The sequence below is a fragment of the uncultured Dialister sp. genome, assembly GCA_900314595.1.
In the GTDB taxonomy this organism is placed as follows: Bacteria; Bacillota; Negativicutes; order Veillonellales; family Dialisteraceae; genus Dialister.
The window spans coordinates 106103-131906 of record OMVW01000003.1 but is presented as its reverse complement, the minus strand read 5'-3'; the positions used below and the strand labels follow the sequence as shown (position 1 = coordinate 131906).

General features: G+C 47.4%; 18 protein-coding genes, 3 tRNA genes and 1 other annotated feature. Of the genes, 15 read left to right on the top strand and 6 right to left on the bottom strand.

Annotated elements, in window-relative coordinates:
- The first annotated feature begins 22 nt into the window (after positions 1 to 22).
- The 7 genes from QZN42_RS02465 to alr all read left to right on the top strand — a co-directional run bounded on the left by QZN42_RS02465 (position 23) and on the right by alr (position 10210).
- Positions 23 to 3781: a PolC-type DNA polymerase III gene (locus QZN42_RS02465; RefSeq protein WP_296954143.1), complete on the top strand. Its 3759-nt coding sequence runs from the start codon at positions 23 to 25 to the stop codon at positions 3779 to 3781.
- A gap of 77 nt (positions 3782 to 3858) precedes the next feature.
- Positions 3859 to 3935: transfer RNA gene (locus QZN42_RS02460), tRNA-Val, on the top strand.
- Between the two features lie 50 nt (positions 3936 to 3985).
- A complete protein-coding gene (locus tag QZN42_RS02455) occupies positions 3986 to 4885 on the top strand; it encodes a DMT family transporter (RefSeq protein WP_296954142.1) in 900 nt (299 codons plus the stop codon).
- A gap of 89 nt (positions 4886 to 4974) precedes the next feature.
- Positions 4975 to 5877 (top strand): DMT family transporter, encoded by a 903-nt coding sequence (locus QZN42_RS02450; RefSeq protein ID WP_296954141.1) that lies wholly within the window; start codon positions 4975 to 4977, stop codon positions 5875 to 5877.
- 105 nt (positions 5878 to 5982) lie between these two features.
- Positions 5983 to 7779 (top strand): translation elongation factor 4, encoded by a 1797-nt coding sequence (gene lepA, locus QZN42_RS02445; protein WP_296954140.1) that lies wholly within the window; start codon positions 5983 to 5985, stop codon positions 7777 to 7779.
- 9 nt (positions 7780 to 7788) lie between these two features.
- A complete protein-coding gene (hemW, locus tag QZN42_RS02440; protein WP_296954139.1) occupies positions 7789 to 8922 on the top strand; it encodes a radical SAM family heme chaperone HemW in 1134 nt (377 codons plus the stop codon).
- 169 nt (positions 8923 to 9091) lie between these two features.
- Positions 9092 to 10210 carry an alanine racemase gene (gene alr, locus QZN42_RS02435; RefSeq protein ID WP_296954138.1) on the top strand — a complete coding sequence of 373 codons (1119 nt, stop codon included), beginning with the start codon at positions 9092 to 9094 and terminating at the stop codon, positions 10208 to 10210.
- Positions 10211 to 10347: 137 nt separating this feature from the next.
- Here the strand turns inward: alr and QZN42_RS02430 are convergent.
- The 3 genes from QZN42_RS02430 to QZN42_RS02420 form a co-directional block, all read right to left on the bottom strand.
- Positions 10348 to 10423: transfer RNA gene (locus tag QZN42_RS02430), tRNA-Lys, on the bottom strand.
- A gap of 150 nt (positions 10424 to 10573) precedes the next feature.
- A complete protein-coding gene (locus QZN42_RS02425; protein WP_296954137.1) occupies positions 10574 to 10807 on the bottom strand; it encodes a hypothetical protein in 234 nt (77 codons plus the stop codon).
- A 79-nt stretch (positions 10808 to 10886) separates the two neighbouring features.
- A tRNA-Arg gene (locus QZN42_RS02420) sits at positions 10887 to 10962 on the bottom strand.
- Between the two features lie 235 nt (positions 10963 to 11197).
- Between QZN42_RS02420 and thrC the strand changes: the two genes are divergently transcribed.
- Both thrC and QZN42_RS02410 read left to right on the top strand, forming a co-directional pair.
- Positions 11198 to 12688: a threonine synthase gene (gene thrC, locus QZN42_RS02415; protein WP_296954136.1), complete on the top strand. Its 1491-nt coding sequence runs from the start codon at positions 11198 to 11200 to the stop codon at positions 12686 to 12688.
- A gap of 19 nt (positions 12689 to 12707) precedes the next feature.
- Positions 12708 to 13427, top strand: a complete 720-nt coding sequence (locus QZN42_RS02410; protein WP_296954135.1) for a TVP38/TMEM64 family protein — start codon at positions 12708 to 12710, stop codon at positions 13425 to 13427.
- A 46-nt stretch (positions 13428 to 13473) separates the two neighbouring features.
- Here the strand turns inward: QZN42_RS02410 and QZN42_RS02405 are convergent, their stop codons facing one another.
- Genes QZN42_RS02405 through QZN42_RS02395 form a run of 3 tightly spaced genes read right to left on the bottom strand, consistent with a single transcriptional unit; the run spans position 13474 to position 17423 of the window.
- On the bottom strand, positions 13474 to 14337 hold the full coding sequence (locus tag QZN42_RS02405; RefSeq protein ID WP_296954134.1) for a methylenetetrahydrofolate reductase: 864 nt from the start codon (positions 14335 to 14337) through the stop codon (positions 13474 to 13476).
- Positions 14334 to 16715: a homocysteine S-methyltransferase family protein gene (locus QZN42_RS02400; protein WP_296954133.1), complete on the bottom strand. Its 2382-nt coding sequence runs from the start codon at positions 16713 to 16715 to the stop codon at positions 14334 to 14336. Before QZN42_RS02400 ends, QZN42_RS02405 begins: the two co-directional genes overlap by 4 nt.
- 45 nt (positions 16716 to 16760) lie before the next feature.
- Positions 16761 to 17423 carry a vitamin B12 dependent-methionine synthase activation domain-containing protein gene (locus QZN42_RS02395; protein WP_296954132.1) on the bottom strand — a complete coding sequence of 221 codons (663 nt, stop codon included), beginning with the start codon at positions 17421 to 17423 and terminating at the stop codon, positions 16761 to 16763.
- A gap of 34 nt (positions 17424 to 17457) precedes the next feature.
- Positions 17458 to 17699 (bottom strand) — a binding site (T-box leader).
- 198 nt (positions 17700 to 17897) lie between these two features.
- On the opposite strand from QZN42_RS02395, the gene QZN42_RS02390 reads away from it, so the two are divergent.
- The 6 genes from QZN42_RS02390 (at position 17898) to QZN42_RS02365 (ending at position 25804) form a co-directional block, all read left to right on the top strand.
- Entirely contained in the window at positions 17898 to 18365 is a 468-nt protein-coding gene (locus tag QZN42_RS02390) for a YhcH/YjgK/YiaL family protein (RefSeq protein WP_296954131.1), read from the top strand.
- Between the two features lie 169 nt (positions 18366 to 18534).
- Positions 18535 to 19719, top strand: coding sequence for an efflux RND transporter periplasmic adaptor subunit (locus QZN42_RS02385; protein ID WP_296954130.1), 1185 nt, complete (start codon positions 18535 to 18537; stop codon positions 19717 to 19719).
- A gap of 9 nt (positions 19720 to 19728) precedes the next feature.
- Positions 19729 to 22866 carry an efflux RND transporter permease subunit gene (locus QZN42_RS02380; protein WP_296954129.1) on the top strand — a complete coding sequence of 1046 codons (3138 nt, stop codon included), beginning with the start codon at positions 19729 to 19731 and terminating at the stop codon, positions 22864 to 22866.
- Positions 22867 to 22961: 95 nt separating this feature from the next.
- Complete coding sequence (locus QZN42_RS02375; protein WP_296954128.1) at positions 22962 to 23552, top strand: GDSL-type esterase/lipase family protein; 591 nt, start codon at positions 22962 to 22964, stop codon at positions 23550 to 23552.
- An 84-nt stretch (positions 23553 to 23636) separates the two neighbouring features.
- Positions 23637 to 24620 carry an NAD-dependent epimerase gene (locus QZN42_RS02370; protein WP_296954127.1) on the top strand — a complete coding sequence of 328 codons (984 nt, stop codon included), beginning with the start codon at positions 23637 to 23639 and terminating at the stop codon, positions 24618 to 24620.
- Between the two features lie 11 nt (positions 24621 to 24631).
- Positions 24632 to 25804 carry a glycosyltransferase gene (locus QZN42_RS02365; protein WP_296954126.1) on the top strand — a complete coding sequence of 391 codons (1173 nt, stop codon included), beginning with the start codon at positions 24632 to 24634 and terminating at the stop codon, positions 25802 to 25804.

Genomic DNA, 25804 nt, shown 5'->3' with positions numbered 1-25804 from the left:
AAGCCTTTATGGGCACGACGAAATGTCAGAAAGGAAAACCATGGGAAAATACCGCCTCACATCGCGGAAGAAAGGGTCCGTTATTACCTTGATGGAAGTTGATACGGAATGCCGGGCCTGGTATATCAAGGCAGACCATAAGGAAGCTGCAGTCAAGGCGCTGCAGGCCATGGGAAAGGAAATAGCTTCCATTAAATCCATTTTTATCAATGGAGATGATGTGACGGATGAAGTATTTTCTCAAATAGCCATGATTCAGGGGATTCCTGTAGAAGAGGCAGCGCCTGTGTCTCCGAAGGAAACATCTGTCCCGATAGAAGAAGAGGCTCCCATGCCCGAAATGCTTACCTGTGACGGCTTTCCGGAAGAAGAAATCCCTCTGCCTGAGGAAGAGCCGATGGAAAATTTCGTACTTCCTTCAGAAGATACACCGCTGCCTACGGCAGAAGAGATTGCCAGGGCAGCTGCTTCTTCAGAAAGTTCTGCTCCGGATGTTTCTCAAAAGACAGAGCCCGTCATGCCGGATATCCTGCCATCTCTTTCCAGTGTTCTTCCCAAAAGCGCTTTTAAAGCGCCTAAAGAGGGAAGTAAGAAAAATACATCCAATGGTATCTTTCTTGGGAAAAAACACATTACCGGGGATTCTGTGGACATAAGAAATATAACTGATGAATCAGACGGTGTTGTGTTTACAGGAACCGTGATCAGCTGTGAAGTACGGGAACTTCGCAGCAAGAAAAAACTTTTTATCATGAATCTCGCCGATGACACGAATGGCATTCCCTGCAAAAAGTTTTTTGACCGTCCCGATGAAGCGGCGGGCGTAGAAGGCCTGAAGCCGGGAACTGTGGTCAAAGTGCGGGGGAATGTACGACTTGATAAATATTCCGGCGGCCTCTGTCTGGAACTTCAGCAAATGGAAAAAGGAGAAATCCATGCGATTGACCATGTGGATGATTATCCCACTCCCCGGGTGGAACTCCATCTCCATACAAAGATGAGCCTCGATGGGCTGATTGATAATGAAGAAATCATCAGGACTGCAGCAAAGTGGCATCATCCTGCGGTGGCTATCACGGATCATGGTGTTATCCAGGCTTTCCCCAAAATTCAGGATCTGGCGGATAAATATCATCAGAAAGTCATATATGGCATGGAAGGGTACATGATTGACAAAATCCCTGAAGATCCCGATACGGATCGGCAGCAGTACAATCACATCATCATTCTTGCCAAAAATATTACAGGCCTTCGGAACCTGTATCGCATGGTGACCCTTTCGCATCTGAAATTTTACAGGAAACGCCCTCTTATCCCCAAGCCTATTCTCCAGGAATATCATGAAGGCCTCATTTATGGCTCTGCCTGTGTCATGGGCGAGTTTTTCCGGGCTGTGCTTGCCGGAGAGAGTGATGAGGAACTCATTAAAAAGGCGAAATTCTATGATTATCTGGAAGTACAGCCGCTCGGAAACAATGAATTCCTTATTCATGAAGATAAATTCCCGGATATCAATACGGTGAAAGATCTGCAGGATTTAAACCGTAAAGTTATCGAAATTGGAGAAAAGGCAGGTATGCCGGTATGTGCTACTTCGGATGCTCACTATATGTTTGCCGAAGATCAGAGAAACCGGGACATTCTCCTTTCCAACTGGGAAAAGCCAGGGAAAATCGAATCCCATCCTCCCGTCTTTATCCGTACTACACAGGAAATGCTGGATGAATTTTCTTATCTTCCCGAAGAAAAAGCTGTTGAAATCGTAGTTACCAACACAAGAAAAATAGCGGAACAATGTGAAGTTTTGAAGCCGCTGGCGGAAGAATGGAAATCCTACAATCCAAAAATCTCCGGTGCCGATGATAAACTGGTGGATATGTGCTACAAAAATGCTCATGCCATCTATGGAGATCCGCTGCCGAAAGTTGTGGAAGACCGTCTGACTCTTGAACTCACGCCGATTATCAAGCATGGTTACGGGGTCCTTTACTATATTGCTCATAAACTTGTAAAGCATTCCAATGACCGGGGTTACCTTGTCGGTTCCAGAGGATCCGTTGGATCTTCTTTTGTGGCTACCATGTCAGGTATTACGGAGGTAAATCCGCTTCCTCCCCATTACGTATGCCCCAAATGTCATTGGACACAGTTTTTTACCGATGGTTCTGTGGGTGGTGGTTTTGACCTTCCGGATAAGAAATGTCCCAAGTGCGGTACTTCTCTTAACAAAAATGGCCACGATATTCCATTTGCCGTATTTCTCGGCTTTGACGGAGATAAAGTACCGGATATCGATCTTAATTTTTCCTCCGGTGACGATCAGGGAGTGGCCCATAAATACACAGAAGAACTTTTCGGACGGGACAATGTATTCCGTGCCGGTACAATTTCCGGTATTCAGGACCAGACAGCTTATGGATTCGTAAAGAAGTATGCAGAGAACCGGGGACTTGCTTTCAATGACATATTTATTGAAAAACTATCTGCCGGCGTAGCAGGGGTCAAGCGTACCACCGGGCAGCACCCGGCCGGCATCATGGTATGTCCACGCGATATGGATATTCATAATTTCACGCCTCTTCAGTATTCTGCAAATAAAAAATATCTGAAAGATGAGGATGGTAACCGGATTCCCGGTACCATCACCACCCATTTCGATTATCACTCCATCTCCGGCCGTATGCTGAAACTGGACATTCTTGGGCACGATGATCCGAAGGTCATCCGCATGCTTCAGGATTTGACAGGAATCGATCCCATGTCCATTCATTTTGATGATAAGAAAACGCTTTCTCTTTTCAGCTCGACTGAAGCGTTAGGCCTTACTCCTCAGCAGCTGGCCGGTGCTATTGGAAATAAAGGTGTGACTGTAGGTGCTCTGGGGCTTCCTGAATACGGTACACCTTTTGTCCGGGGCATGCTTGAGGATACGAGGCCGAAGAATTTCTCCGAACTGGTACGTATTTCCGGCTTTTCTCATGGGACTGATGTGTGGCTGAATAATGCGCAGGACCTGATCAAAAATGGGACAGTCAATCTGAAAGAAGCTATTTCTACCCGTGATGACGTCATGAACTACCTGATTGTACATGGGGTCCGGCCTCTTACAGCTTTCAAAGTTATGGAAAATGTTCGAAAAGGGAAGGGTCTTGAAAAGAATGGTTCCAACAACAGGGCGGAACTGGATGCTGCTCATGTACCGCAATGGTTTATTGACTCCTGCCTTAAAATCGGCTACCTCTTCCCGAGAGCTCATGCCGTAGCTTATGTTATGATGGCCTTCCGCATTGCCTGGTTCAAAGTGTACCAGCCCCTGGCCTACTATTGCGCCTATTTCACCATCCGCGCCGAAGGCTCTTTCAATGCTCCTATTATCCTGAAAGGACTGGAAGCGCAGAAACAGGAACTTGCCCGTATCGCATCCCTCGAACATCCTACAGCTGTGGAGAAGGGCAATGCTACAGTTATAGAAGTGGCTGCAGAAATGTACCTGCGGGGGTTGGAATTCATGAATATTAATCTTGACCTTTCAGATGCCACAAAGTTCAAGATGGTGGATGGCAAACTGCTTCCTCCGTTCAACTGCATTCCGGCTCTTGGCAATTCTGTCGCTAAAGCTCTTGTAGAAGCAAGAGATCAGCACCGTTTCACTTCCAAGGAAGACCTGAAAAAACGAGGAAAAGTCAGTCAGAGCATTATAGATACCATGGAAACCATGGGCATTCTCAAAGGTATGCCTGAAGAAGAACAGATATCCTTGTTCGATGCTTTTAATTTTTAATCAAAAAAGCAAATAGACTTGTGAAAACAGCCTATTTGCTTTTTTTTGCTGCTCCATGGTATAATACAGCCAAATCTGGGGTTATAGCTCAGTTGGTCAGAGCGCTTCGTTGACATCGAAGAGGTCTTTGGTTCGAATCCAAATAGTCCCACCAGAATTTATTCCCGCCACAGGCGGGTTTTTTATTCTCGAAGGAGGGCAGTCATGAATTACTTTTCCATCCTTCTGGTACTTATCGCCGGCGCTGCCTGGGCAGGGACGGGTCTGGCAGCACAGGATTTTTTCTCGAAAAGCTCTCTTTCGCCCATGGACCTTACGGTTTTTCGCATGGCCTGCACCGGGATTCTCATGAGTCTCCTCACGGTGATAGAACGAAAACTTGAGAAAAATATAAAAGCTGTCAAGAGAGAACCGAAGCTGGTTCTGGCCATCATCATTTACGGCATTGGCGGTCTTCTGGCCATGCATTATACATACTTTGCCTCTATTGCGGCGGGAAATGCGGCGGCAGCTACGGTGATCCAGTATACGGCTCCGGCCATGGTCATTGCCTGGACCGTCATTTCCGGAAGACGTTTTCCATCTTTTATGGAAACGGCAGCTGTTCTGCTGGCTTTTGGAGGGACTGTTCTTCTGGTAACCGGGGGGAATACAGATCGCTTGTCTGTCCCTTTTGACTGTGTGTGGCTTGGCCTTCTTTCCGCTTTTTTCTTTGCTGTCTGCATGGTTCTTCCAAAACACCTGATGGTGAAAATGGATAACCATTTTCTCATTGCGGGTGGGATGCTCCTGGGGGCTCTGGCGGCCTGGCTGATTGATCCTGTCACAGATTTTGGGGGATTCTTTGAAGAAAGCGTAATCTTTGATGTATTCTGGATCGTCATTCTGGGAACCATGGTAGCTTTTATCTGTTACAATGCGGGACTCTCCCGGCTCCCTCAGGTGGTGGCCTCCGTGACGACTACAGTAGAACCGGCTATTTCAGTCATTGCGTCTTATTTCCTTTTTCATTCCCATTTCGGCTTTTGGGAAGTCATCGGGGTGCTTATGGTCCTTGCTGCGATTGCGGGTCCTCCGCTTTCAGAGGCGGGAAAGAAGAAATAACTCTTCATTTTCCTGATTCTGTATTTTGTAATCTACTGAAATATATATATAATGGGAAACAGGGAAATATAAACTTAAGAGGCGATTCAATGAAGAAGATTTCAGGAAATACAGGATCTGTATTTTTAGTCATTATTTCAGCTATGTTCTGGGCCGGGAGCGGTTTGGGAGCACAGCTCTTTTTTGTGCACAGCAGTGAAAATGCCATGGGACTAACGGCTTTCCGTATGATTCTGGCAGGCATTCTGCTCTCAGGTATATGCGCATTGTCCGGTAAAATCCGGCCGGGAATAAAAAAACTGCTGCATTCTCCACGGCTTTTTCTGGATATCTTTATTTATGCTAATGCAGGCCTTATGCTCATGGCTTATACCTATTTCGAGGCCGTCCATGTGGGCAATGCGGCAGCGGCAACGGTCATTCTCTATACTTCACCGGCTATGGTTATTATTTATAATTCCATAAGATATGTAAGGCTTCCTTCTCGCCGCGATATCATTACGGTATGCCTTGCCGTGAGCGGGACTTTTCTCCTGGTTACGGGAGGGGATTTCAGTAAATTGTCAGTACCTCTTCTCTGCGTAGAACTGGCTCTTTTCAATGGAGCTGTATATGCTTTTTCCTCTATTTACCCAAAGCATATTTTTCTGCAGATGGATAAAACCTTTGTCCTGGCGTTGAGCATGCTTCTTGGGGGACTTTCTTCCTGGGCCCTGGACCCCGGTATGCACTGGTCTGCTTTTCTTGCTTCCGATGTAAGGCTCAATGTATTCTGCATCGTAGTGCTCGGGACAGTCATTGCATTTTTACTCTATAATATTGCTCTCATGTATATTTCTCCCCAGCAGGCCCTGATCACGGCAGCTGCCGAACCGGCTTCGTCGGTCATTATGTCCTGGCTCTTTCTTGACATGGACTTTGGCGGTGTACAGACGGTGGGTATTCTCCTCGTTCTTACTGCAATTATCGTGCCTGCATTAATGAAGAAATAAATCTTTTATTACTTACGATTTATATATGGTATGATATAGGAGAAATGCAGTTAGTGATTGGCAAAATCTTGATCGTATAAAATTATTTCCAAAGGAATGAATAGTATGGATACCGAACATATCAGGAATTTTTCAATTATTGCCCACATCGATCATGGCAAGTCTACCCTGGCAGACCGGCTTATCGAGCTTACCGGTACGGTTCAAAAAAGGGATATGGAAGCACAGATTCTGGATACCATGGATCTCGAAAGGGAGAGAGGCATTACCATCAAGGAACAGTCTGTGCGGCTTTTGTACACCTATGAAGATGGAGAGACATATGAACTGAACCTCATCGATACCCCCGGGCATGTCGATTTCAACTATGAAGTGTCTAGAAGCCTTTCTGCCTGCGAAGGGGCTATCCTTATCATTGATGCTACCCAGGGTGTGCAGGCCCAGACACTGGCCAATGTGTACCTGGCCATAGATAACAATCTCGAAATCGTACCGGTCATCAATAAAATTGACCTGCCCAGTGCCGATATCGACAGGGTGAAGAAAGAAGTGGAAAATATTATCGGCCTTGATATGTCAGAGGCTATTCCTGTCTCCGCCAAAACGGGCCAGAATGTAGAGGAAGTTCTGAAACGTATAGTGGAACAGGTACCTCCGCCTCCGGATAACAGCAAAAAACCTCTCCGCTGCCTTATCTTTGATTCCATTTTTGATTCCTATAAAGGGGCTATCGCCTATGTACGGGTCATGGACGGGGAAATCCGTCCGGGCATGAATATCCGTATGATGGCATCCGGTAAAGTGTATACAGTTACTGAAGTCGGTTATTTTTCTCCGTTTCCTAAAGCCTGTGATGTCCTTACCTGCGGCTCTGTAGGATATGTAGCAGCAAGCATCAAAAATGTGCAGGACTGTGAAGTGGGGGATACGATTACAACTGCTGAAAACGGGGCTGTAGAAGCACTCCCTGGTTACCGCAAGGCCCTCCCTATGGTATTCTGCGGCATGTATCCCATTGACAGCAAGGACTATGACAATCTGAAAGAAGCTCTGGAAAAACTGCAGCTCAACGATGCAGCTCTGGAATTTGTGCCGGAAACATCCCAGGCACTGGGTTTTGGTTTCCGTTGCGGTTTCCTGGGACTTCTCCACATGGATGTGGTCCAGGAAAGGCTGGAAAGAGAATATCATTTAAAACTTATTACTACAGCACCTTCTGTTATATATCATGTTTTCAAAACTGATGGAACCATGGTGCCGGTAGATAATCCTGCAGAACTTCCGCCTATGGCGAAGATTGAACATATTGAAGAACCGGTAGCAAAGGTGGATATCCTTGTGCCTTCTAATATGGTCGGCAATGTGATGGAATTGGTCCAGAATCGCCGGGGTGTCTTCCAGACTATGGAATATCTGGATGAAACAAGGGTGGATCTCTCTTATCACATTCCGCTTTCTGAAATTATTTTCGATTTTTTTGATAAATTGAAATCCTGTACCAAAGGTTATGCTTCTCTGGATTATCAGGTGGACGGCTATCAGAAGACTGATGCCGTGAAACTGGATATCCTCCTTAATGGAGACCTGGTAGATGCTCTTTCCATTATCGTTCACCGGAGCAATGCGCCGGCAAGAGGACGGGCGCTGGCTTTAAAGCTGAAAGATATCATTCCGCGCCAGCAGTTTGAAGTGCCTATTCAGGCGGCTATCGGTAGTAAAGTCATTGCCCGTGAAACGATAAAGGCTTACAAGAAGGATGTCCTTGCCAAATGCTATGGCGGCGACGTGACCCGCAAGAAAAAACTTCTTGAAAAACAGAAGGAAGGCAAGAAACGCATGAAGCAGGTGGGAAGCGTGGAAATTCCACAGGAAGCATTCATGGCTGTACTGAAAGATGATTGAGGAAATCAATTGAAAACTCTGGGATTATATATACATATTCCCTTTTGCAGGAGCCGCTGTGATTACTGCGGCTTCTATTCTATAGGGAGAAAACCGACGGACAGGTTTGTGGAAGCTCTCCTGAAGGAAATGGAAATGAGGAGTCCATCTTTCAAGGACTATATTTGTGATACGGTATACCTTGGTGGAGGAACACCTTCATCCCTTTCTCAATGCCAGCTGGTAAAGGTTTTTAATGGAATTCATCAGTTTTTCAATGTTTCAGGAAATGCAGAAATCACCATGGAAATGAATCCGTGTGATATGAGTGAGTCCTGTCTTACATACGCAAGGCTGCTTGGAATTAACCGTATTTCTGTCGGAGTCCAGTCCTATGATGACCGGCTCTTGAGGATGATAGGGAGACTTCATACCGCATCGGAAGCGGAGTCAGCAGTGAAACGGGCATATCGCGCAGGCTTTCATAATATAAGTCTTGATCTCATGTATGAACTTCCCGGTCAAAGCGTCTCAGATTTCAGGAAATCCCTTCTCTGGGCAGTACACCTGCCTATTACTCATATATCCGTATACAGCCTGATTCTGGAAAAAAGGACGAGATTTGCACAGCTGGCAGAAAAGGGACTGCTTTCCCGGCCCACGGAGGATGAGAGCTGGTCCATGTATCAGGATATGTGCCGTATTCTCCCTCATTACGGGTTTGAACGGTATGAAATATCCAGCTTTGCCAGAAATGGTCATCGGTCGAAGCATAATCAGAAATATTGGACTTTTTCCGACTATCTGGGGCTGGGACCTGCTGCCTCTTCCCGTATCGGGCATAGAAGATTTACCGTAAATCCGGGCGTCAGGCTTTATGAAAAGGCGCTCCTTTCAGGAAAAATGCCTGCGGAGGAAATGGAAGAACTTTCTCAAGAAGATGAAATAGAGGAATATTGTTTCCTTGCACTCCGGAGAAGGGAAGGCATTAACCTTTCCGATTTCGAAAAACGCTTTGGTGCGGATATTTCTCACTGGTATGAAAAACCTGTCAAGATGTTGAAGGCAAGGAAACTCCTCAAAGAGCAGGGGGGCTGCCTTTCCCTTACCTATCGTGGGGCGGCACTGGGAAATTTTGTATTTGAGCAGTTTCTTTTCGATTAAACAGGGCATAGGATAATTTTCATGATTTTTTCCTTTGCCCCTTTTCTTTTTCCTGCTTGTGTTTTATGATAAGGGTAACCTTTTAATTTCACAGGGTTTTGAGGCATTGCGGCTTCCGTGACTGGATGGTCACTTTTGCTGGAATGTCTTTTTTATTGGAGGGGATATTATGCCGGTTTCTTATATGGAAGTTAATTTGAGCGCTCTTCGTCACAATCTTCGGGTTATCCGTCAGCATCTGCCCAAAGAAGTGGAGTGCCTTGCCGTTGTCAAGGCTAATGCATATGGGCATGGAGCAGTGGAAACACTTCGTATTGCATTAGAAGAAGGTTATACCGCCGCAGCTGTTGCCCGAGTCGAAGAGGGTCAGGAACTTCGTGATGCCGGCTTTACCTGCCCCATTTATGTACTGGGGTTGCCGCTTCCTGAAGATATGCCCATTGGCGTAAATAAAGATCTCATCCTTCCGATAGATGATACAGTAGATCTGGAATCTCTGGAATGCATTGCCGCGCTTTCCAGAAAGACGATTGAAGTTATGCTTCCGATAGATACAGGAATGAACAGAATCGGTACTCATCCGGAAGATGTAGAGGCATTTCTTGAAAAATTAAAGAAGTATCCCCACATTCATGTGAAGGGTACTTTCACCCATATGGCTACTGCAGATCATAAAGAAAAGGACGCAGCCCTGAAACAGCTGGATCGTTTTGATGAAGCTATTTCTCATATGCCGGTGAACAAGGATTTTGTCATTTCCTCTGCAAACAGTGCCGGGGTGATTGATATTCCCAGAAGTTGGCATAATCTGGCAAGACCGGGCATTATCATTTATGGCCCTCAGCCTTCCGATGTAATGACGAATAAGCTGGATCTGCAGTATGCTATGCGCCTAATCAGCCATGTTACTCACATTCAGACCCTGCATAAAGGGGAAGCCATCGGCTATGGTGGGACCTATGTGGCAGAAAAAGACATGAAAACGGCTACCGTCCCGATCGGTTATGCAGATGGGTTCCCACGCTGCCTCTCCAATAAAGGCGTCGTTCTAATTAATGGTAAACGCTGTCCCATCATTGGACGTATCTGCATGGATCAGCTGATGGTTGCCGCCGGTGAGGATGTAGAACCCGGAGATGAAGTCGTTCTCATGGGTCGTCAGGGCGAGGAAGAAATTTCCCTGGATGAAGTGGCGGTTACTGCAGGCACTATTCCACATGAAATCACTTGCGACCTGAAGCGTATCCCCCGTCTTTTCGTGGACATAGATTACGACAAGAATTGTTAAAATGACTAAAAGGACTGTGAAATAGAAATTTACTGTTTCACAGTCCTTTTTATTTTCTCCGCTGTGCAGATGTTTCCGGCATGGGAATAGGGGAGAAAAATAAAAAATCCCACGAAATCTCGTGGGATTTAATTTTCTGGTGGATCATCAGGGGTTCGAACCCCGGACACCCTGATTAAGAGTCAGGTGCTCTGCCAGCTGAGCTAATGATCCGTTCAACGAATGATATAATATCATCTTTTGTTCGCACTGTCAAGTTTTTTTAAAAACTTTTCTGAGCGGCCATGGATTGGCGATGTAGATACTATACCACAGGACAGGGAATTTTACAAGTGCCGGATGAATGAAAGCAGACCCCTTTTATTAGTAGTGGATGCCGTACTTATGCTTTAATTCTTCAATATCTTTTCTCATATCCCGGTCACATTGCTCAAGGGCAGACCTGAGGCCGGGCATATGGGAACGGGCCATGAAAGTCTTTTTTGCACTGGCCATTTTATAAATGTGGGCTAGTTCTTTCTTGTAGGAAGACATGAATTCCTGCAGCTCTTCTTCAGAGAGTTCTTCCATTTCTTTGTGTTCAGTATCTTTTTCCATGAATAGCTCCTTACGGAAAAAGCCCTTATACCGGAGGGCATAAGGACTTTCTATATAAACCGTTAAAACGGTCAATGACTGGTGCGTCTAGAGGGATTCGAACTCTCGACACCTGGTTCCGGAGACCAGTGCTCTATCCACTGAGCTATAGACGCTTAACAAAATGAATTATACCATATTTCTTCCGGGGAGGAAAGATTTATTTTCAATTCTACCTGGATTGGTATTTATTTTAGTGGATGACGGAACTTTTTAAGAGTATTCGGGATAAAAAGTCATATTTTTCTTCATATTTGTATATAAATCGTCCTTTAAAGGCCATATTTTCTATTGTTTCTACTTTATTTATGATAAAATAGACTTGAATATTTTTACCTGTGGAGGTGTACTATGAAATATAGAAGTACCAGAAGTAATGAAACAGTGTCTGCCGAAGAAGCGCTGGTTAAAGGTTTGGCTGATGATGGCGGTCTCTATGTGCCGGATTTTTTACCGGAACCATTCCTTGATGCACAGGCATTATTGAATCTTTCCTATGAAGAACTGGCGGCTTTTGTGCTTTCTCATTTTCTCACGGACATCCCTGATGGAGAAATCAGGAAGCTTACTCATAATGCGTATACGGGCACTTTTGAAACCAGCGAAATAGTTCCGGTGAAGACCCTTTCTGAATCTTTTTCTATGGCGGAAATGTTTCATGGCAGAACCTGTGCTTTCAAGGATCTGGCACTTTCCCTTTTCCCATACCTCCTCGTGTATGCAAAGAAACAGGAAAAGGACGATCGGGAAATCCTGATTCTTACCGCTACTTCTGGAGATACGGGCAAGGCGGCACTGGAAGGATTCCGGGATGTCCCGGGCGTTCACATTATGGTTTTCTATCCATCCCATGGTGTTTCTCCTCTACAGAAGGATCAGATGCAGAAACAATTGGGGAACAACGTAAAAGTTGTAGGTATTGAAGGTAATTTTGATGATGCCCAGGGGACTCTGAAACAGGTATTCAACAGCAGCCTTCGTAAAGAGGAAGCGGAGAAAGGAGTTCTCTTTTCCAGTGCCAATTCCATCAACATAGGCAGACTTCTTCCACAGGTCGTTTACTATGTATGGATTTGGCTGAAGCTTTTAAAGAGCGGTTCCATCGGTCCCAGGGAAGAATTCAATGTGGTTGTTCCTACAGGCAACTTCGGAAATATCCTGGCTGCCTGGATTGCCAGAAAGATCGGGACTCCTATTGGTCAGCTGGTCTGCGCATCCAATGAAAATAAAGTGCTTTCCGATTTCTTTGAAACGGGGACTTATGATGTCAACCGGGAATTCTATATGACTGAAGCGCCATCCATGGATATCCTCGTTTCCTCCAATTTCGAACGGTTCCTCTATTTCCTTACGGATTCCACCGATGAAGTGAAGGCAGATATGGAGGCTTTGAGAAATACCGGGAAATATGAAGTCTCCAGAGAAGCTCTCAAAAAGGCGGATCTGGAAATGATGGGAGGCTGGGCATCTCCGGAAGCTATGAGGAAAGCTATGACTGACGTGTATGAAAAGTACGATTACCTTATGGATCCTCATACGGCCGTAGCCTATGCGGTTTATGACAAGCTGCGCCGGACGGGAAAAATCACCCGCCACACCCATACAGTCATTATTTCCACAGCCCATCCGTATAAATTCCCGGGGGTCGTGGCCAAAGCTCTGGGACTTGATGAAAAAGAAAGTCCCTATGATACGCTCAGGGAAATCGAAAAAGCGACGGGTATTGCCATTCCCCAGCAGCTGGGCGAACTGGAACAGAAAGAAAAGCGGTTCACTGACACTGTGGAAAGAAAGGATATGGCAGAAACCATCAGGGCCTACGCAGATACAATTATAAAATAATAATCGAGGTCTTTAATGCATGAAATACAGAAACTGGGATGAAAAGGGGGAGCGGAATTTCAGGCTGGCCATACTGGGCCTGCTGGTGCTGGTGCTTGTTTCCATCCACTTCATTGACCCTACTTTTTATCCCACGGTTTATCATTTGTCCAGGGACGGAGACCTCCGGGGGACTATTCATTACCTGAAAAGCTTTGGCATGTATGCCGCAGCAATGAGTTTCTTTATCGATGTGGTCATCAATATCGTAGGCTTTCTTCCATCCATTTTTATCTCTACTGCTAACGGCCTGATATTCGGCCTTTTCTGGGGTATCATTATTTCCTGGCTGGCCGAGACAACAGGGGTACTTATTTCTTTCTATGCCATGCGTGTCCTTTTCCGGGGCATGGCGGCCAATATTATTGCCAGAAGTAAAACTTTGAAAAAACTGGATTCCTATGATTCCTGGCAGGCCATGGCCGCCGCCCGTGCGATTCCGTATATGCCAAATGGTTTAGTCACTGCCATTGCCGCTTTATCCAGTATGCATTTCCGCCATTATGCCCTGGGATGCCTCATTGGCAAACTTCCTTCCACTGCACTGGAAGTGGTGCTGGGGCACGACCTCGTCCATCTGGAAGAAAATTTCATGCGCCTGACGGTGCTGATTATCCTTGTCAGCCTTATTTATGGGGGGATCTGGTATTACAGCAGGAGAAGAAAGCAGAAATCAGAAAGTTCCAGCGATAAAAAGTAAAATAAAAAGAACTGTGATATCCACAGTTCTTTTTTTATGGAAAATATTATCTAAGCCCTTTGACAATGAGAGGAACCGCATCCACATCCTTTACCGGCATGAGATGGGCACCGGCAGCTCCCATTTCCATGAGCCCCTGTACGAGCTCTCTGGAAAGGGCAATGCCTGTTTCCCGTCCGCCATCTTCCATGGCTTTCATTACTTGGGGAGGGATGTAAATCCCGGGGACTTTTGTATTGAGGTAATTGGCCATTTTGTAAGACTTGAGGGGCACGATGCCAAAGAGGATAGGGAGATCCAGCCCCTTTGCGGCTTTCAGGAATTCTTCCGCCTGGGAAAGGTCATAAATCGGCTGGGTCTGGACAAACTGGGCACCCGCCTTTTTCTTGCCTTCGAGGCGTCTTACTTCTTTTTCAATATCTTCGCCTACTCCGGCAGTGGTGCCGATGTAAAAATCAGTAGGCTGTCCCAGTTCATGACCTGTGAGGTCATGGCCTTCATTGAGTGAGCGGGCAATTTCAATCAGCCCCGTGGAGTCCACTTCAAAGACTCCTTTGGCCTCCGGATGATCTCCCAGAGTGGGCGGGTCACCGGTCAGGGTGAGGATATTCCTGACGCCCAGGGCATAAGCGCCCAGGAGTTCAGCCTGAAGGCCGATTACATTCCTATCCCGGCAGGTGAGGTGGAAAATGGATTCCACGTTATATTTGCTCTGGATAATGGAAGAAAGGGCAATGGGGCTCATGCGGAGACGGGCCGTGGGGCAGTCAGCGATATTGACTGCGTCCACATAGGGGGCAACTTTTACTACATCTGCTTCGGTAGAAGCGGAGGAAGCACTTTTGGGAGGATCCAGTTCGGTAGTAATAGTGAACAGGTGCTGCTGATTCTTTTCTTTTAATGTAGTCATCCGTTATTCCTCTTTTCTATTGTTTCATCGGCTATGCGGACAGCCGCAATGCCGTCTTTGCAATAATGGGGTGCCCCGATTCTGTTGGCATAATCCTGGGTTACGACGGCTCCGCCGACAAGGATATCTGTTTCCGGTGTGAGCACTTTCAGTTGTCTGACAGTTTCTTCCAGTTCAGGAAGGGTGGTGGTCATGAGGGAACAGAGACCGGCAAGGTCTGCTTTGTATTCTTTTACTGCTTTGATGAAGGTTTCCGGTTCCACATCCTTGCCAAGATCAATGACTTTATAACCGCTGTTTTCCATGAGGGCAGAAACGATATTTTTTCCAAGATCATGGATATCCCCTTTGACAGTGCCTATGACAAGGGTGCCTTTGGTGGTGGACTTCATATCGGGCAGGAGTTTTTTGATTTCCTTGAAAGCAGCCTGCATGGCCTCCGCGGCCATCATGACCTGGGGCAGGTATACTTTACCCGCACCATAGCCGTCGCCGATTTCCGTCATGGCCTTTGTGAGGCCCTCTTTAATGAGTATTTCTGAAGAAATACCGCTGTCAAGGACTATCTTCACCAGGCCTGAAGCTTCTTCCTTATCTCCGCTCTTGACCGCTTCCCGGAGCTGTTCCAGCAGGGGAAGGGTGGAAACTTCTTTCTTTTGAGAAGTCGGTTCAGAGGAAACCGATGCGGCTTTGATGAAGTTCATGGCTCCGGGGTCAAAGCCCAGTAACAGTTTGGCATTGATGAAAGCATCCTGAATGCCCTGATCCAGGGGATTGATGATGGGGGCATTCATACCGCAGGCAAAAGCCATGGTAAGGAAGGACGCATTGATCCGTGGTCTTGAAGGAAGGCCGAAGGATACATTGCTGGTACCCATGACGCAGGCAAGACCGAATTCTTCTTTATAAAGAGAAATCGTTCGCAGCGTTTCCCTGGCACCGGTATCAGAGGAACCGATGGTAAGGACCAGAGGATCCAAAAGGATATCTTCTTTTCTAAGTCCATGGGAAAGAGCCCTTTCGATGAGTCCTTTGGCCACGCGGATCCGTTCGTCCGCCGTTTTGGGAAGATTTCCTTTTTCCAGGGGGAGACAGAGAATTGCGGCACCATATTTCTTCGCCAGGTCAAGAATCTGATCTGCCGCTTCCAGATCAGCGCCATTGATGGAATTGATCAGCGGCCGGCCGGGATAGACTTTGAGTGCGGATTCCACCACTTTCGGATCCGTACTGTCGATTGAGAAGGGAACCGGGCAGAGCATGGAAAGCTGAGATACGGCAGTCACCATAGCTTTTGCCTGATCAATGCCCGGGGCCCCCATATTGATATCCAGTACATCAGCCCCGGCTGCCACTTCGGCAAGGCCCTCTTTCTTTATGGAAACAAAACTGCCCCGCTGGAGGTCTTCTCTCATTTTCTTTCTTCCTGTGGGGTTGATACGTTCACCGATTTTGACCGGTGCATAATCATCACCGATGAAGACGGTTTTTGTGCGGGAAGTGAGGGCGGTAAAGGGTTTCACCGTTTTTCTTTCTGCTTCGGGATTTTTGTCGAAGGCTTCTTTCAGGGCCCTGATGTGATCCGGTGTAGTGCCGCAGCAGCCGCCCATGATATCGATGCCAAGAGCTGCATACTCCGGCACATAGAAAGCAAATTCTTCAGGCCCTAGGGGGAACCGGGTTTCTCCGTTTTCAAGGACCGGCATGCCCGCGTTTGGCTGGATGATGACAGGCTTATTGGTAGAGGAAATGATTTTTTCTGCAACACCAATCAGTTTGTCCGGCCCCACAGAGCAGTTGGCTCCGATGACATCAGCTCCCAGCGCATCGAGAAGGACTGTCGCGGTAATTGGGTCAGTGCCTGGAATGGTACGTCCGTCTTCTGCATATGTCATGGTGCAGAAAACAGGAAGTTTGGCAGCCGCTTTTGCAGCAATCAGGGCAGCCTTCATCTCCTGGATATCAATAATCGTTTCAATGATCAGGGCATCTGCTCCCGCATCGGCAAGGGCTTTGGCCAGGCGGTAATAATTTTCGCAGGCTTCATCGAAAGACAGGTTTCCGATAGGAGCAATAAATTTTCCTGTCGGACCCATATCTCCCACAACTTCGATTTGTTTCCCGCCGCCTTTTCTCGCATTGGCTACGGCAGCTTTTGCGATTTCTTCTACTTTGTCCTGCAGATCATAATCGGAAAGCTTGATGGGGGAGGAACCGAAGGTGTTGGTGGTGATGTAATGGGCTCCGGCTTCCGCATAAGCTTTATGAATGGATTGAACGATTTCAGGATGGCTTATATTGTAATAGTCCGGGCAGCCGCCGGTGGGAAGTCCGGCTTTCTGAAGCATGGTGCCCATGCCTCCGTCAAATAAAATCATACAGATTCTCCTTTATAAAAATATTTTTCTTCTTATTATAGACATTTAATGCCGGAATGGGCAGGTCACAAGGGAACAGGTCCTGCACTTGGCCGGCGCCGGGCGCTGGCTGCATTTGGAAATACCGATAATGGCAGTAACTGATTTTCTTGGAAACAGCATGGAATGGTCCGTTACGGAAATACCGATTTGATCTGTTTCTATGATACGGGCAAACTCTTTTTGTGCCGTAACCGGCCAGTCCCCGTAGCCCGGGGAAAAGCGCCAGGCCGTTTTCTGTCCGTCTTTTTCCGCTTCTTTCTGAATGAGCCGGTCTACCTGGTCTGCCAGATGTTCCGTGGCCGTAGTCGCGGCGGCATCAAGAAGAAGCCCTTCTACATACCGGCCATTTCTGAAAGCATCATCAGAAGCTTTTTCTATTTCATCTCCTACAGTGACAGCCATGACGGCCACGGAGAAAGAGGAAGAAAGGTGATGACGGATGCTGTTTCCTGTAAGCTGGAGAGGCGGTCTGCCCTCTATGAGTCCTTTTTCCGGATCGTAGGGGAGGACTTTCCAAATGCCCTTCGGCTCCGCCAGGGCCAGGGCCTCTTCGATGGCCTCATCCACCATTTCTGTTGGGAAGTCAGGCGCCTTTGGATTCATGCCCGCATAGCGGAGCATTTCTTTTCTGTCAATCATGAACAGTGTTCCATTATAGAAAGGCATACAACCTCCTTTGAAAATAAAAAATCTTTCCTCCCAAAGGGACGAAAGATTCGTGTTACCACCCAATTTTATCTCTTCATTGCTGAAGAAACCTCTATAGGTACGCCGGCAGATGCCTTGATACTTGAGCGCTGTATCGGGCGCACCCGGGAGACTTCATGATTCGGCCATCCCTGCTCGGAGTCCATCTTCTGCAGAATCTTCCGCACCCTTTTTCACCAGACGGGGCTCTCTTTGCCGGTCCTTTCCGCATACTCTTCTCTTCATCGCAAATCTGTGATTAACTGAAACTATACCATAGATTGTGGGCAGTGTCAATTCAGAGGGACAGATAGAAATTCAATTGACAGTGTATGTATAACAGGCATATTCATTCTGGCAGGTGAGCATCTATTACCTCTGAAAAATTGAGGACTTCCTTCAAATTGTGGTATGATAAAAACAAAAACATTTTTCATTATAAGGAGGATCATCATGATTGCCGGTGATATCAACCATCTGGATGCCTATAAAAAACAGATTCCCTCATTTCTTCTGCTTTGCCTCGAGGCGGTGAAAGATTTTCCCTTTGCGGAAAAAAAGGATGGCAAATATGACATTCTTGGCTGCCAGATGTCTGTAGAGTCCCCATGCACGGAACCGAAAGAAGACAGGAAACTGGAAGGTCATAAAAAATTCGTCGACATCCAGTTTGAAATCAAAGGAAATGAGGAGTGGATCGGCGTCCATCCGGCTTCCGGAAAGGAAGAAATCATCGAGGCCCATGAGGACAGGGATCTTTATTTCTTTAAATCCAATGAAAAAGAATCATCCATCTATTTCACCACCGGCCGCTTTGCCATTTTCTTCCCCGCCGATCTTCATCGTCCTCTCTGCATGGGAGAAAAGGGACCAGAAAAACTGCGTAAAGCAGTCGTCAAGGTACCGGTGGACAGGATATAAAAGAGGGGACAGAATTCAAAAAAAATTTTCTATCATTTTGGAGGTATTGTTTTACCATTTATATTGACTTAAAGTCAACTGTTTGCTAAAATAAGTAAGATTAAAAAGAGAGAAAGGTTTCAAGGAGGAAGGGCTGACCTTCCCACTTTCTTTTGCAAGGGGGTACCTTATGAAATATAAGAAGATTGCAGCCGCAGTACTGGCGGCAGGATTGCTGTTTTCCGCCGCTGCCGTGACCGGAGGCTGCGGGTCATCCAAAAACGCCTCTGCTCAGCAGCAGGCCATGAAGGTGACCACATTCAAACCGTTCAGGTCCGATACGCCGATTATGCGTGAATACACCGGGTCCGTACTGGCTCTGCAGGAAGTGCCGGTACGGGCCAAGGTTTCCGGTACGGTAACGGAAAAGTTCATTTCCGGCGGTGAAAGAGTCACAGCCGGCCAGCCTCTTTTCCGTCTGGATACGAGAAACTATCAGTCCACTCTCGCCGCTGCCCAGGCACAGACTGCCCAGGCCGCTGCCAACTATGAAAATGCCAACCGGGATCTGGCCCGCTATGAAAAGCTGATTGCCACCGGCGCCATTTCCCGTCAGGCTTATGACAGCCAGAAGGCGGCTACCGAAGCATACCGGGGAGTCCTCGAAGCTTCTCAGGCCCAGGTGGAAATTGCTTCCCACAACCTGAACGATACCATCGTGACAGCTCCTTTCAGCGGTACCCTTTCCATGGATGACGTAAACGTCGGGACTTTTGCCGCAGCCGGCACGACTCCTCTCGTCACGATTTCCAATTCGGACCCCATTTACGTGCAGTTCGATATGTCTGAAAATGAATACCTCTCCCTGAATAAAGATGGCAATGCCACCGGCAGGCTGGGGGATGCCCTGAAAATCCGCCTTTCCGACGGTTCCATTTATGGACACACCGGCAAGATCGTACAGGTCAATCCGACTTTGACCGGCGGCCAGCTCTCCCTCAAAGCTTCCTTCCCGAACCCGGATAACATCCTTGTCCCGGGCATGTATGCAGCCCTTGTTTCTGATAATGAAATTGCAAAGAATTCCATCCTCGTTCCGACAAAGGCTCTGATCCAGCTCCTGGCCAAGGATATGCTTGACGTCGTAGTCGATGGAAAAGTAGCCCAGAAAGCCGTGAAGCTTGGCGGCACTTATGGTATTTATACCATCATCACCAGTGGTATTGATGAAAACGATGTCATCATCGTAGAAGGCCAGAATAAAGTCCAGGTAGGACAGCCTGTGGATCCAAGTGAAACTACGAAGGAAGCCCTCGAAGCGTCTGCTGCCGATTCCATCAAGGATCAGGGCGGCACCAAGGAATCACAGAAGTAAGGAGGGACTATGGCTAATTTCTTTATTAAACGTCCTATCTTCGCCATCGTTGTGGCACTGGTCATTTCCATTGCCGGTATTCTTTCCTGTTTCAGTCTTCCAATTGACCGTTATCCGAAAATCACGCCTCCCCAGGTTTCCGTAAGAGCAACTTATCCAGGCGCTGATGCAGAAGTCGTGGCCCAGACGGTGGCAGAAGTCATAGAAAAGAACGTCGTCGGTGTCGAAGGTTTCGACAGTATGTCATCCTCCAGTAACTCCACCGGTAACTACTCTTTGACAGTACAGTTCCTGACGGGTACGGACTCCGATATGGCAACAGTCCGTGTACAGAACGGGGTTACCGCATCTGACGCAGGTCTTCCGGAGACAGTTAGAAAGATCGGTGTTACTACCAGAAAGTCCTCTGGCGATATGGCACTCGTAGTCAGCCTGATTTCACCAAATGGTACATACAACGATACGTTCCTTAAAAACTATTTCAGTATCAACTACCTGGATGAGTTGAAATCTATTCCCGGTGTCGGCACGGTTCAGGAATTCGGTTCCGATTATGCCATGCGTGTATGGCTCGACCCGACCCGGATGGCCCAGAACAATATGACTGCCGGCGAAGTCATTGCAGCCATCACGAACCAGAACCAGCAGATTGCAGCCGGTCATATCGGTGCGGCTCCGGTCACCAAGGATCAGCCTTTCCAGTATGTCATCACCGCCAAAGGCCGTCTCGTGACGGAAGCGGAATTCGGGGATATCGTTCTTCGGACCAACAGTGACGGCAGCCTTCTTCATCTGAAAGATGTGGCCAGAATCCAGCTGGCGGCAAAGGGATTTGACTTTATCGCCCGTGCCGGTGAAAAAGAAGCCGCTACCGTTGCTTTCTCCCTGACCGATGATGCCAATGCCGTAGAAACCATCGGTGCCATCAAGGCAAAACTGGCAGAAGATGCCAAGACTTTCCCCGATGACATGACTTACGTCATCAATGCGGATAATACGGATTTCATCTTCGCCTCTATCAATGAAGTTATTCATACTTTCGTAGAAGCTCTCGTTATCGTAGCAATCATTGTATATATCTTCCTGCAGAACTGGCGCTCTACCATCATCCCGATGATTGCCGTACCGGTATCTTTGCTGGGTACCATTGCAGCTTTCAACGTCCTTGGTTTTACAATCAATACACTGACCCTCTTTGCCATGGTTCTGGCAATCGGGCTGGTCGTCGATGATGCTATCGTCGTCATTGAAGCCGTGGAATATGAAATGCGGTATAACAATCTGCAGCCGAGAGAAGCCACTGTCGCAGCTATGGCGAAGGTACAGAGCCCGGTAATCGGCGTCGCCGTCGTTCTGGCTGCCGTATTCGTGCCAGTTGCTTTCCTGGGCGGCATTATGGGTATCCTGTATAAACAGTTCGCCTTGACCATTGCGGTTTCCGTACTGCTTTCTGCATTTACCGCACTTTCCCTGACCCCGGCTCTCTGCGCCGGCCTCCTGAAACCGGCAAAGAAGAAAGCCGACAAAGGTCGGTTTGACCGCATGTGGGACAAGTTCAATGATGGCTTTGATCATATGATTGAAGTGTATGGTGCTATCCTTGAAAAACTGGCTCATGCCATTGTGTTCCCAATTGGTACCCTGGTAGTCCTCTTCGTGCTCGCAGTTTTCATGTTTATCAAACTGCCGACCGCATTTATTCCACAGGAAGATAACGGGTATTTCCTGAATGCATTCTCCCTGCCCGAAGGCTCTGCCAACGTCCGTACGGCCCAGTATGTCACGGAATTCCTTAATTTCATGAAGGAAGATCCTGCTGTAGATACGACCCAGGGTGTTGTAGGTTTTGATATTCTTTCCGATGGACAGAAACCAAATGCCGGCCTGTCTTTCATCAAGCTGAAACCCTGGGATGACCGCAAGGCTCCAAGTGAACAGATCAATGCCGTCATGGCCAAGGGCTTTGCCTTCAATGCCACCCATCCTGGCGTATCCCTGATGCCTCTGAACCCGTCTCCAATTCCGGGCCTTGGCAACTCCGGCGGTTTCTCTCTGTACATTCAGAATAAGAACGGCGATTCCAACGAAAACATGCAGGCCATTATCGGTGAATTCCTGGCTGCTGCCAACCAGCGTCCTGAAATCCAGATGGCTTACACCACGTTCCGTATGGATACTCCTTCTTATAATTTCAATATTGACCGTGAAAAAGCAGCCAAGAATGGTGTCAACGTGGGCGATATCTTCACAGCCCTTCAGACTTACTATGGTTCTATCCAGGTCAACGATTTTACCACTTTCGGCCGTAACTACAAGGTTATCGTTCAGGCAGACACGGAATACCGTATGAGCGTGAATGACAACAAGTTCCTTACCGTTCGTGACAATAATGGCAATATGGTTCCGATTTCCAACTTCATTACCCCGAAGAGATCGAATGCCGTAGCTGTCATTACCCGTTATAACAACTTCCCGGCTGTCAAGATTGGCGGTAACCAGGCAGATGGTTATTCCTCTGGCCAGGCACTGGATGCGCTGGAAGAAGTGGCGAAGCAGACTCTTCCAAATGGTTATTCTTATGCTTTCGCTGAATCTTCTGCACAGGAACGCGAAGCCGGCGGCAAGACAGTTTATGCACTGGCCTTCGGTATGCTCTTCGTATTCCTGTCCCTGGCAGCTCTCTACGAAAGCTGGAAAGTCCCATTCTCCGTCATCCTTGGTATCCCGACCGGGTTCTTTGGAGCCTGCCTTGGTGCCTTTGCCTTCAATGTGTATAACGATATTTATTTCCAGATTGGTCTTCTCACTATCATCGGTCTGGCCGCAAAGAACGCCATCCTGATCGTCGAATATGCGAAAGTCCGTACCGACGCAGGAATGGAAGTCGTCAAAGCATCCATTGAAGCATCGAAGATTCGTCTCCGCCCGATCCTGATGACCTCCTTTGCCTTCATCCTTGGTAACGTACCGTTGGCCCTCTCTACGGGCGCAGGTTCCAATTCTCGTTCCGAAATGGGTATTGCCGTTGTATTCGGTGTGCTCTCTGCCACCTTCTTCCAGGTATTCATTGTACCTATGCTTTACATCGTCATTGAACGAATCCATGGGTTCAAGAAACCAAGAAAGAATATAACAGTGGAAGAATAATCAAAGAACAGCTTCTCTCCGGAGAGGCTGTTTTTTTATGGAAACAGATATGAAAAAGTTCTTTCTGTGATATGATGGACATGAGGTGAAGGGTTATGACTAAAAGCTGGAATCAAAAGGAAATTAAAATCATCCACTGCTTTGGAGACAGCCTGACGGCGGGCTTTGGCGTCCTTCCCGGACAGGGATGGGTGGAACTGCTGGATAAAAGAATACAGGGAATCTCTTTCTATAACCATGGTGCCTGCGGGACAGGGGTGAGGGATATTTTTGACCTCATGGAAGGTTTTACGACCCGCCCGGGGAAAGCGGAAGGATTCTTTTTCATGGGCGGGACCAATGATATCCTTTGTGGTCTCCGCCTTGACGTACTGGAAAGAATTGTAGAGATAGAAGTTGGAAATATTTCAGAAAAAGTGCCCCTGACTTTGGGCATTCCCATTCCGGCTACGGAGAAAAGCATTTACACCGGCTGGCAGCAGGAAGATTTCTTTGAGGCCAATCAGAAAGATCTTGAGAAGTATGGCGAATTCCTGAGGAGCCTGTCTGCAGAACTTTTCCTTCCTTTCATTGATTTTCAGAAAGCTCTTCCTGCAGATGACCGTTATTATTCGGATGGCATTCATCCAAACCGCACTGGCTATGAACGCATGGCAGACTGCGCGGAAAAGCTTTGGAAATCGTGAGTCCCTTTTTTGAAACGGGTCCCATGGAAGCGGCCGATTTGGTATAATAAGGAATAATATCATTGAATTACAGGAGTGAACCCTATGAAAAAAATTCTTGTCACCGGCGGTGCCGGCTTTATTGGCTATCATCTGAGTAAAAAACTGCTGGAAAAAGGGTATGAAGTCATCGGCTTCGATAATATGAATGATTATTATGATCCGAAACTGAAGGAAGACCGCCTGGCAGACCTGAAGTGCAAAGGGGGCCCCTATACCTTTATCAAAGGCGACCTGGCCGACAAAGAGGCAGTGACTGGAGTTTTTACTGCCTTTCATCCGGATATTGTGGTCAATCTGGCTGCCCAGGCAGGGGTGCGCTACAGCATTGATCATCCCGATTCCTACATCCAGTCCAATATCGTTGGTTTTTTCCATATCCTCGAAGCCTGCCGTCATTACCCTGTGGAAAATCTTCTCTTTGCTTCCAGTTCCTCTGTCTATGGGAATCAGGAAAAAGTTCCTTTCTCTACCGACGATTTCGTGGATCATCCCATCAGTCTTTATGCGGCAACAAAGAAATCGGACGAACTCATGGCCTATACTTATGCCCATCTCTATAAAATCCCGGCCACGGGGCTCCGTTTCTTTACCGTCTATGGACCTTTTGGACGTCCGGATATGGCTTATTTCAAATTTACCAATAAAATTGTGAGAAATGAGACGATTCAGGTCTATAACAACGGCGATATGCTCCGTGACTTCACCTATGTGGATGATATCGTAAACGGCATCTGCTGCATGCTGGAATCTCCGGCAAAGCCGAATCAGGATAGCGATCCTTACAAAGTCTATAATATCGGAAATAATCATCCTGTGCGGCTCATGAAATTCATTGAAATCCTTGAGGATGCCATCGGTAGAAAGGCAAAGAAGGAATTCCTGCCCATGCAGCCCGGCGACGTCTATCAGACCTATGCGGATATCAGCGAACTGGAAAAGGATTTCGGTTTCAAGCCTTCCACTTCGCTGAAAGAGGGACTGTCTCATTTCGCAGCCTGGTATAAAGATTATTACCATGTGAAATAACGGGTGTTACTATGAAGGTATTACTGGCCAACTTGCATAAGTATGTGGGCTACAGCGGCGGTATTGAGCATGTCCTTTCCCGCATGGCTTCTGCCCTGAAAGACAGAAATTATGAAGTTTCCGTCGTCATGGCTGACGAAAAAGAAGGATTTCCTTTCTATCCTCTGCCGGATGGCGTCGAACTGTACAATCTTTTCCATATGAAGGGCATGAAAGCCATCCAAGTCGGCACCTTTGACATGATTATGCGTGAAGTGACCCGCGCCTTCAGTAAGGAAGGGGCAAGAAACAGGAATTATGAAATCCTCCTCAAGGGGAAGAAGGCGCTTCAGAAGGTGCTGGAAGAAACAGAACCGGATGTCATTGTTTCATTCCGCGAACCTACGGGCCGTCTTCTTCTGGATTGTATTTCCACAAAGATTCCTGTGATTTCCATGCTTCATAATGATCCCGATGAAATATTTCTTCATTCCCCGAAAGAAGAAAAAAGCGCATTGAAAAAGAGCCGCTATATTCAGGCCCTCATGCCTTCCTTTATCGGTAAGGCGGAAAAGTATCTGGATTACGACCATTTCGTCTATATCCCCAATGCCGTCAATATCCCGGATCTCGTTGCGGATCCCGGGCAGGACAGGGACGTCCATGTGATTACCAATGTGGGAAGGGTCACGGGACGGACCAAGCGTCAGCATCTTCTGGTAGAGGCTTTCAGCCTCATCGCCAGGGATTCCCCGGACTGGCAGGTCCATATCTGGGGTGATACCTATGACAAGGCTTATGTGACTGCCCTGAAGAGCCTTATTAAGAAGAAAGGCCTCACGGACCGGGTCTTCCTTAAAGGAACGACGAAGGATATGAAGGGCGTTTGGGAAGGGACGGATATCTTTGCCTTCCCCAGCCATCATGAGGGATTCCCGCTGGCTCTTTCTGAAGCCATGGGAGTCGGGATACCGGCAGTGGGCTATAAGTCCTGTTCATCGGTGAATGAACTGATAAAAAGCGACGTAAACGGATATCTTGTAGAGGAAGGACCGGAACCCTTCAGCAAGGCCCTCGCAGCTCTCATGAAGGATGAAGAGCTTCGGAGAAAGCTGGGGAAAGGAGCCAGGGAATCCATGGAGTCTTTCCGCCCGGAAGTGGTGTGGAATTCCTGGGACGAGCTCCTTCAGAAAGCAGCAAAATGA

What these genes read in the sequence shown, in the direction of transcription:
- QZN42_RS02465 (WP_296954143.1), top strand. Translation starts at nt 23, where the DNA reads ATGTCAGAAAGGAAAACCATGGGAAAATACCGCCTCACATCGCGGAAG.
- QZN42_RS02455 (WP_296954142.1), top strand. Translation starts at nt 3,986, where the DNA reads ATGAATTACTTTTCCATCCTTCTGGTACTTATCGCCGGCGCTGCCTGG.
- QZN42_RS02450 (WP_296954141.1), top strand. Translation starts at nt 4,975, where the DNA reads ATGAAGAAGATTTCAGGAAATACAGGATCTGTATTTTTAGTCATTATT.
- lepA (WP_296954140.1), top strand. Translation starts at nt 5,983, where the DNA reads ATGGATACCGAACATATCAGGAATTTTTCAATTATTGCCCACATCGAT.
- alr (WP_296954138.1), top strand. Translation starts at nt 9,092, where the DNA reads ATGCCGGTTTCTTATATGGAAGTTAATTTGAGCGCTCTTCGTCACAAT.
- QZN42_RS02425 (WP_296954137.1), bottom strand. Translation starts at nt 10,807, where the DNA reads ATGGAAAAAGATACTGAACACAAAGAAATGGAAGAACTCTCTGAAGAA.
- thrC (WP_296954136.1), top strand. Translation starts at nt 11,198, where the DNA reads ATGAAATATAGAAGTACCAGAAGTAATGAAACAGTGTCTGCCGAAGAA.
- QZN42_RS02410 (WP_296954135.1), top strand. Translation starts at nt 12,708, where the DNA reads ATGAAATACAGAAACTGGGATGAAAAGGGGGAGCGGAATTTCAGGCTG.
- QZN42_RS02405 (WP_296954134.1), bottom strand. Translation starts at nt 14,337, where the DNA reads ATGACTACATTAAAAGAAAAGAATCAGCAGCACCTGTTCACTATTACT.
- QZN42_RS02400 (WP_296954133.1), bottom strand. Translation starts at nt 16,715, where the DNA reads ATGATTTTATTTGACGGAGGCATGGGCACCATGCTTCAGAAAGCCGGA.
- QZN42_RS02395 (WP_296954132.1), bottom strand. Translation starts at nt 17,423, where the DNA reads ATGCCTTTCTATAATGGAACACTGTTCATGATTGACAGAAAAGAAATG.
- QZN42_RS02390 (WP_296954131.1), top strand. Translation starts at nt 17,898, where the DNA reads ATGATTGCCGGTGATATCAACCATCTGGATGCCTATAAAAAACAGATT.
- QZN42_RS02385 (WP_296954130.1), top strand. Translation starts at nt 18,535, where the DNA reads ATGAAATATAAGAAGATTGCAGCCGCAGTACTGGCGGCAGGATTGCTG.
- QZN42_RS02380 (WP_296954129.1), top strand. Translation starts at nt 19,729, where the DNA reads ATGGCTAATTTCTTTATTAAACGTCCTATCTTCGCCATCGTTGTGGCA.
- QZN42_RS02375 (WP_296954128.1), top strand. Translation starts at nt 22,962, where the DNA reads ATGACTAAAAGCTGGAATCAAAAGGAAATTAAAATCATCCACTGCTTT.
- QZN42_RS02370 (WP_296954127.1), top strand. Translation starts at nt 23,637, where the DNA reads ATGAAAAAAATTCTTGTCACCGGCGGTGCCGGCTTTATTGGCTATCAT.
- QZN42_RS02365 (WP_296954126.1), top strand. Translation starts at nt 24,632, where the DNA reads ATGAAGGTATTACTGGCCAACTTGCATAAGTATGTGGGCTACAGCGGC.